This is a genomic window from Bacteroides sp., from assembly GCF_052357945.1.
In the GTDB taxonomy this organism is placed as follows: domain Bacteria; phylum Bacteroidota; class Bacteroidia; order Bacteroidales; family Bacteroidaceae; genus Bacteroides.
Genome location: NZ_DAWCXD010000221.1, coordinates 1 through 5,077 on the forward strand (window position 1 = coordinate 1; position 5,077 = coordinate 5,077).

4 protein-coding genes are annotated in these 5,077 nt (G+C 44.5%); all 4 read right to left on the reverse strand.

The features are described 5' to 3' along the window. Positions 1 to 216: 216 nt before the first annotated feature. Positions 217 to 1,221, reverse strand: coding sequence for an aldo/keto reductase (locus ACT8YW_RS21650; protein WP_444107107.1), 1,005 nt, complete (start codon positions 1,219 to 1,221; stop codon positions 217 to 219). 86 nt (positions 1,222 to 1,307) lie between these two features. Next, positions 1,308 to 2,795 (reverse strand): MBOAT family O-acyltransferase, encoded by a 1,488-nt coding sequence (locus ACT8YW_RS21655; RefSeq protein ID WP_444107109.1) that lies wholly within the window; start codon positions 2,793 to 2,795, stop codon positions 1,308 to 1,310. Further along, complete coding sequence (locus ACT8YW_RS21660; protein ID WP_187343929.1) at positions 2,782 to 3,699, reverse strand: SGNH/GDSL hydrolase family protein; 918 nt, start codon at positions 3,697 to 3,699, stop codon at positions 2,782 to 2,784. The genes ACT8YW_RS21655 and ACT8YW_RS21660 overlap by 14 nt, the downstream gene beginning before the upstream one ends. Then, positions 3,686 to 5,077 (reverse strand): SGNH/GDSL hydrolase family protein (locus ACT8YW_RS21665; RefSeq protein WP_444107108.1); only part of this gene is annotated, 1,392 nt, incomplete at its 5' end. The genes ACT8YW_RS21660 and ACT8YW_RS21665, both read right to left, overlap by 14 nt.

Genomic DNA, 5,077 nt, shown 5'->3' on the forward strand with positions numbered 1-5,077 from the left:
GCATGAGAAATAAGCAAAACAGATAAAAGGAGTATGAGAATAAGAGGAGAAATGATTGGAAATCTATGAGAAATACCACTTTACAGTTTATTTCTCATAGTATTATATTATTGATTTACAAGCAATTATCACATAACCTATGAGAATATGAGAAATGAAAAAAACGCTTGCAGAAGATCCTAAGGCTGAAATTTCAGCAAGTAGAACAAAACATAATTATCCGGGTAAAACCTGTTCTATCTCCTTCAACTCGTCTGCCGTAAACTCCAAATGTTCCAGCGTTTTCAAATTGTCGGCCAACTGATTCACAGAACTTGCACCTACAATCACCGATGTCATCCTTTCGTCTTTCAGCACCCATGCCAAAGCCATTTCAGCCAGCGTTTGTCCACGACGGCGGGCTATTTCATTTAATTGACGGGCGACTTCTACCTTTTCAGGCGTCACTTGAGACTGTTGAAGAAAACCCGAAGAACGTGCGGCACGGGAACCTTCCGGGATGCCGTTCAGGTATTTATCGGTCAATAATCCTTGTGCCAAAGGAGAGAAAGCTATGAAACCGGAACCGTATTCCGCTGCCAAAGGAAGTGATTCAGCCTCAACCGCACGATCGAACATACTATACCGATATTGACTGATAAGACAGGGAACACCGGCTTTTGCCATCATCTCATAGGCAACACGGGCTTGTTCGGGAGGATATTTAGAAATTCCGATATACAGCGCTTTCCCTTGCTTCACAATATCAATCAATGTCTGGATGGTTTCTTCGACCGGAGTAACTCCATCATAACGATGACTATAGAAGATATCAAAATATTCCAAACCTGTCCGGCGAAGACTTTGGTCAATGCTCGCCATCAGATTTTTACGAGAGCTATTTCCGCCATAAGGGCCTGCCCACATCTCATGACCGGCTTTGGAAGAGATAATCATTTCATCCCGGTAGCCTTGAAAGTTCTCTTTCAAGATTCGCCCGAAATTTACTTCGGCACTTCCGGGAGCGGGACCGTAATTATTTGCCAAGTCGAAATGAGTAACACCGTGATCGAAAGCATACTTAATCATGTCGGTTGCTACATTGAAATTATCCACACTACCGAAATTATGCCACAACCCCAAAGAGATTAGAGGTAACTGCAAGCCACTCTTGCCACAATATTTATATGGCATCTGTTCGTAGCGACCGGCTGCCGGCTGATAACTGAAAGAGTTTTCCATAAAGCAGATTGTTTATATTTTCCTTTCACAAAGAAAGGAAAAATATTCCAATTACAGCTTTAACCGGATATTAAAAAGAAGGCGGATCAGAACTGGAAATAAATAAACGGCTGGATCTCCGAACTCTTCATCTGAATAACAAGGTAAATCAACGCTACCATCAATACTGCTTTTCCTACGAAAGGCAGACGGATCACTCCCCGGCAAACAGCATTTTCCCAACTATCGGGAGCAAAATGAAGCAGGAAGCCGAGCAACATTAATGCGAATACTTTCCAATATCCTTCAAGTAACTGTGGGAACAGTTGCGGACGGAAAGTAGTGAATATCTGTCCCAGCATATCCATTGAGTTCTGAAAATCGGCATTACGGAAGAAAATCCAGCAGAAGCAGACAAAATGGAAAGTAATAATCACTCCGAACACACGCCGCCAACCATGACTTTGTTCTCCTTTCTTACGTCCGGTGATGGTCATCCACATTTTATGCAATGCTAAAGCAACACCATGGAAGGTTCCCCAAAGAACGAAGTTCCAAGATGCTCCATGCCACAATCCACCCAGAAACATGGTAATGATAAGATTCAGATATTGCCGGAACTTACCTTTTCGGTTTCCTCCTAAAGAAATATACAGATAATCCCGCAGCCAACTGGACAAAGAGATGTGCCAACGACGCCAGAATTCGGTAATGGAGGCAGACTTATAAGGAGAATTAAAGTTGAGATTGAAATGAAAGCCCAACAATAAAGCGATACCGATAGCCATGTCACTATATCCGGAAAAGTCGCAGTAAATCTGTAAAGCATAACCATACACTCCCATCAGATTCTCAACACCCGAATAGAGAGTAGGATTATCAAAAATACGTTCTACAAAGTTGATACTGATATAATCGGAGATAATGGCTTTCTTGAAAAGACCGGATACGATCAGAAAGATTCCGCGGCCGAACATCTCCTGCGAAACAAAGAGAGGTTTCCGGATTTGCGGGATAAAGTCGCGGGCACGCACGATAGGTCCTGCCACCAACTGGGGGAAGAAAGATACGTAGAAAGCGTAGTCCAAAAGATTCGTCAATGGCTTTATGTCCCTCCGGTAAACGTCGATGGTGTAGCTTAGCGACTGGAAAGTAAAGAAAGAGATTCCGACCGGCAGGAATATATCAAGGGCGGTAAACTCTCCTCCCATCAATGACGCTATCACTCCACCCAGAAAATTGGTATATTTGAAATAGACAAGAAGTCCCAGATTGATACTCAGACTCAAAACAACTAATCCTTTACGTTTCCAATACCCCTCTGCACGATCCATTAGCTGTGCAAGAAAGAAGTCGGCAACGGTGACTATAGCAAGCAGAAAGAAGTATGTGCCGCTACTCTTGTAGTAGAAATAATAGGAAAAGAGGGTGACAAACAAGATACGGGCAGTGTATTTACGTTGTAACAACACATACACTACCATGAAAGCAGCGAACAGCCAAAGGAAGATACCGCTGCTAAATATCATCGGGGCTTGCGGATCGTAGGTAAGTACCTCTTTTAGTCTACTGAAATCTATATCAATGGGAAACATAGTCATTATATGCTTGTATAAGTGCTTGGTATAATAAATTTCCTTGCAGGATGTATCCTTCAGGTAAATAATGTACATGATCGGGACGCATCAGGTTTGCCTCCGTCCAGTTGGTGCAGGCACGACGCTTCCCTCCGACTACATCATACATATCCCACACGAGCAGGCGATGGTCTTTTGCATAACGGCGGATAGTTTCCGCTGCTGTTGCCGTACGGGGATTGATGGCATACGTGCGTCTACGCCTCCGTTGCCGGAAACTCTCATAAGAACCGGGAGGAGTAGTCAGAAGAATGGGTATGTTAGGAAGACTGTCGCGCAACAGTTTCACAAGTTCATCCATCTGATTGTAGTGCACATTTATATTATAACGCCGGTTATGGCTTTCATTGGTTCCGAAAGAGAGAATTAGCAATTCGGGTTTCAAGGCAGCAATTTCGGCAATACGATCCGGATGGGTAAATGTTAGGCAAGTAGCTCCATTGACGCCTTTATCAATATAAGAAATGGCACCAAAGGTTTCTGTCAAACGGGCACCGGTGGTTTGGGGATAGATATGTCCACGCACGTGGCTATCGCCAATATGAACGATGCGGACTGTATCTTCGGAGAGTCCGGCACGTACCTGGCGGAGATGTTCAAAGACGGGAGCCAGCAGAGCAATGCTGTCAATAATCTCATTCCGTCCGGTTTCGCGAAAAGCAGCAGGGAAGGCTACTTGTACGTTGATCGTATCATTCGCCCAGTTCATTTCCCGTAAAGGCTTTATCCGCTTTGCAGTCTTTCCCAATGGAGAGCATACAGGCATACGGTCTTGTGCGATTGTTTCTGTAAGAAAACAAGGGACACTCAACATACCGGCGAGAATGAGAATAAAGATGGACAGCAGGTTACTCTTTCTCATAAGCACGCCTCCTGTCGTATTGTTCCTTACCATAGATCATGGTTTCATAAAGCAATCCAGCCAAATGCTTACCGCCACGGAAGTTTATATGCGTATAATCGTAGTTTGCCATAGAGGGTTTGGCATGGACGAGTTTTGCCATACTGCCTTCTCCGCCCATTGCTTCAAACATATTCCAGAATGCAATACCGCTTTCAGCAGCAATGTTCTGCTGATAACGAATCAGATTCTTAACACCGGGCATGGTACGGAGTTCGCCGTTTTCGTTCTTATAATCACGGTCGCCAACGCTCAATAACAGGATTCCCGCTTGTGGGAAACATTCTTTCAGATGCTCGATAGCTGTAATCAATCCCTTCTGGTAATTATCATAATTGCGTCCCCGTTCGGTAGCTACATTCAAGCCATATTCGAGGATAATCAGGTCGTAAGGACGCTGGCGGTTAAACTGCTTCAACGTTTGTACCGGAATACCGCGCAGGGAAAGACCGGAACTGCCACGCAACGAGAAGTTATCGAGAATGATTCCTTTCTTTCCATCCATTGCCAAGCCATAGAACAGGGTAGAGTCTGCACGATCTACTGTCCAACGGATAGAACCGATGCGTCCGTCCACCTGAACTTGTTGTAATCCATCAGAAGGGCCTAAAGAGTAATTCTTGTTTTCTCCTTTGTTCACACGGGCAGAAAGAAGAACGGAATCTTTATTATAGAAGAAGATAGAAGCACGTTGGCAAGTATCGAGCAGGGAGGCGTATTTATTTTGTCCGCGTAGTTCTACATAAGCTCCGTTCCGGGGGACAAAATAGTGTCCGGAAATGCCTTGTTTCTTCTTATCGAAATAGATACTGTCTGTTACTGCATGGCTGGACCATCCGCCAAATGTATGCCGTACCGTAGGACGGTAACCGCTTGTCATGGAAGTGATGGTAACAAAACCTACACCACAACCGCCGAATTGTTTCTGAAGCATTTCGCGCAAGTCGGCTGTAAATATATCCGCTTCGATAAAAGAGTCTCCGAATACGGCAATGCGTACCTGTTTGTCATCAGAGTCAGTGGAAGAAACACGGTCGAGTGCTTCGTAGAAAGGAGTCATTCCCCGGAGGGTGGAATCGCTGTAATCTTCAATGCAAGTCATGCCTGCGCGGCAGGTATCTACAAAAGCCGGTTTTACAACAGGAGGCAAAGGGATGCTGTCCGAATCAGCTGCAGCAGTCTCTGATTCGGGATAACGAAGATCGCTCAAAAGGTCTATACGCCTCATCGTGTGTCCGTCAATAGTTAATACCGGAAGCCAATGAAGCCCGAGTAAGGCTGCAAATACAATCAGTACGAACCACAACGAATATTTCAAATAATTCTTTATTATCTCCAT

What these genes read in the sequence shown, in the direction of transcription:
- ACT8YW_RS21650 (WP_444107107.1), bottom strand. Translation starts at nt 1,221, where the DNA reads ATGGAAAACTCTTTCAGTTATCAGCCGGCAGCCGGTCGCTACGAACAG.
- ACT8YW_RS21655 (WP_444107109.1), bottom strand. Translation starts at nt 2,795, where the DNA reads ATGTTTCCCATTGATATAGATTTCAGTAGACTAAAAGAGGTACTTACC.
- ACT8YW_RS21660 (WP_187343929.1), bottom strand. Translation starts at nt 3,699, where the DNA reads ATGAGAAAGAGTAACCTGCTGTCCATCTTTATTCTCATTCTCGCCGGT.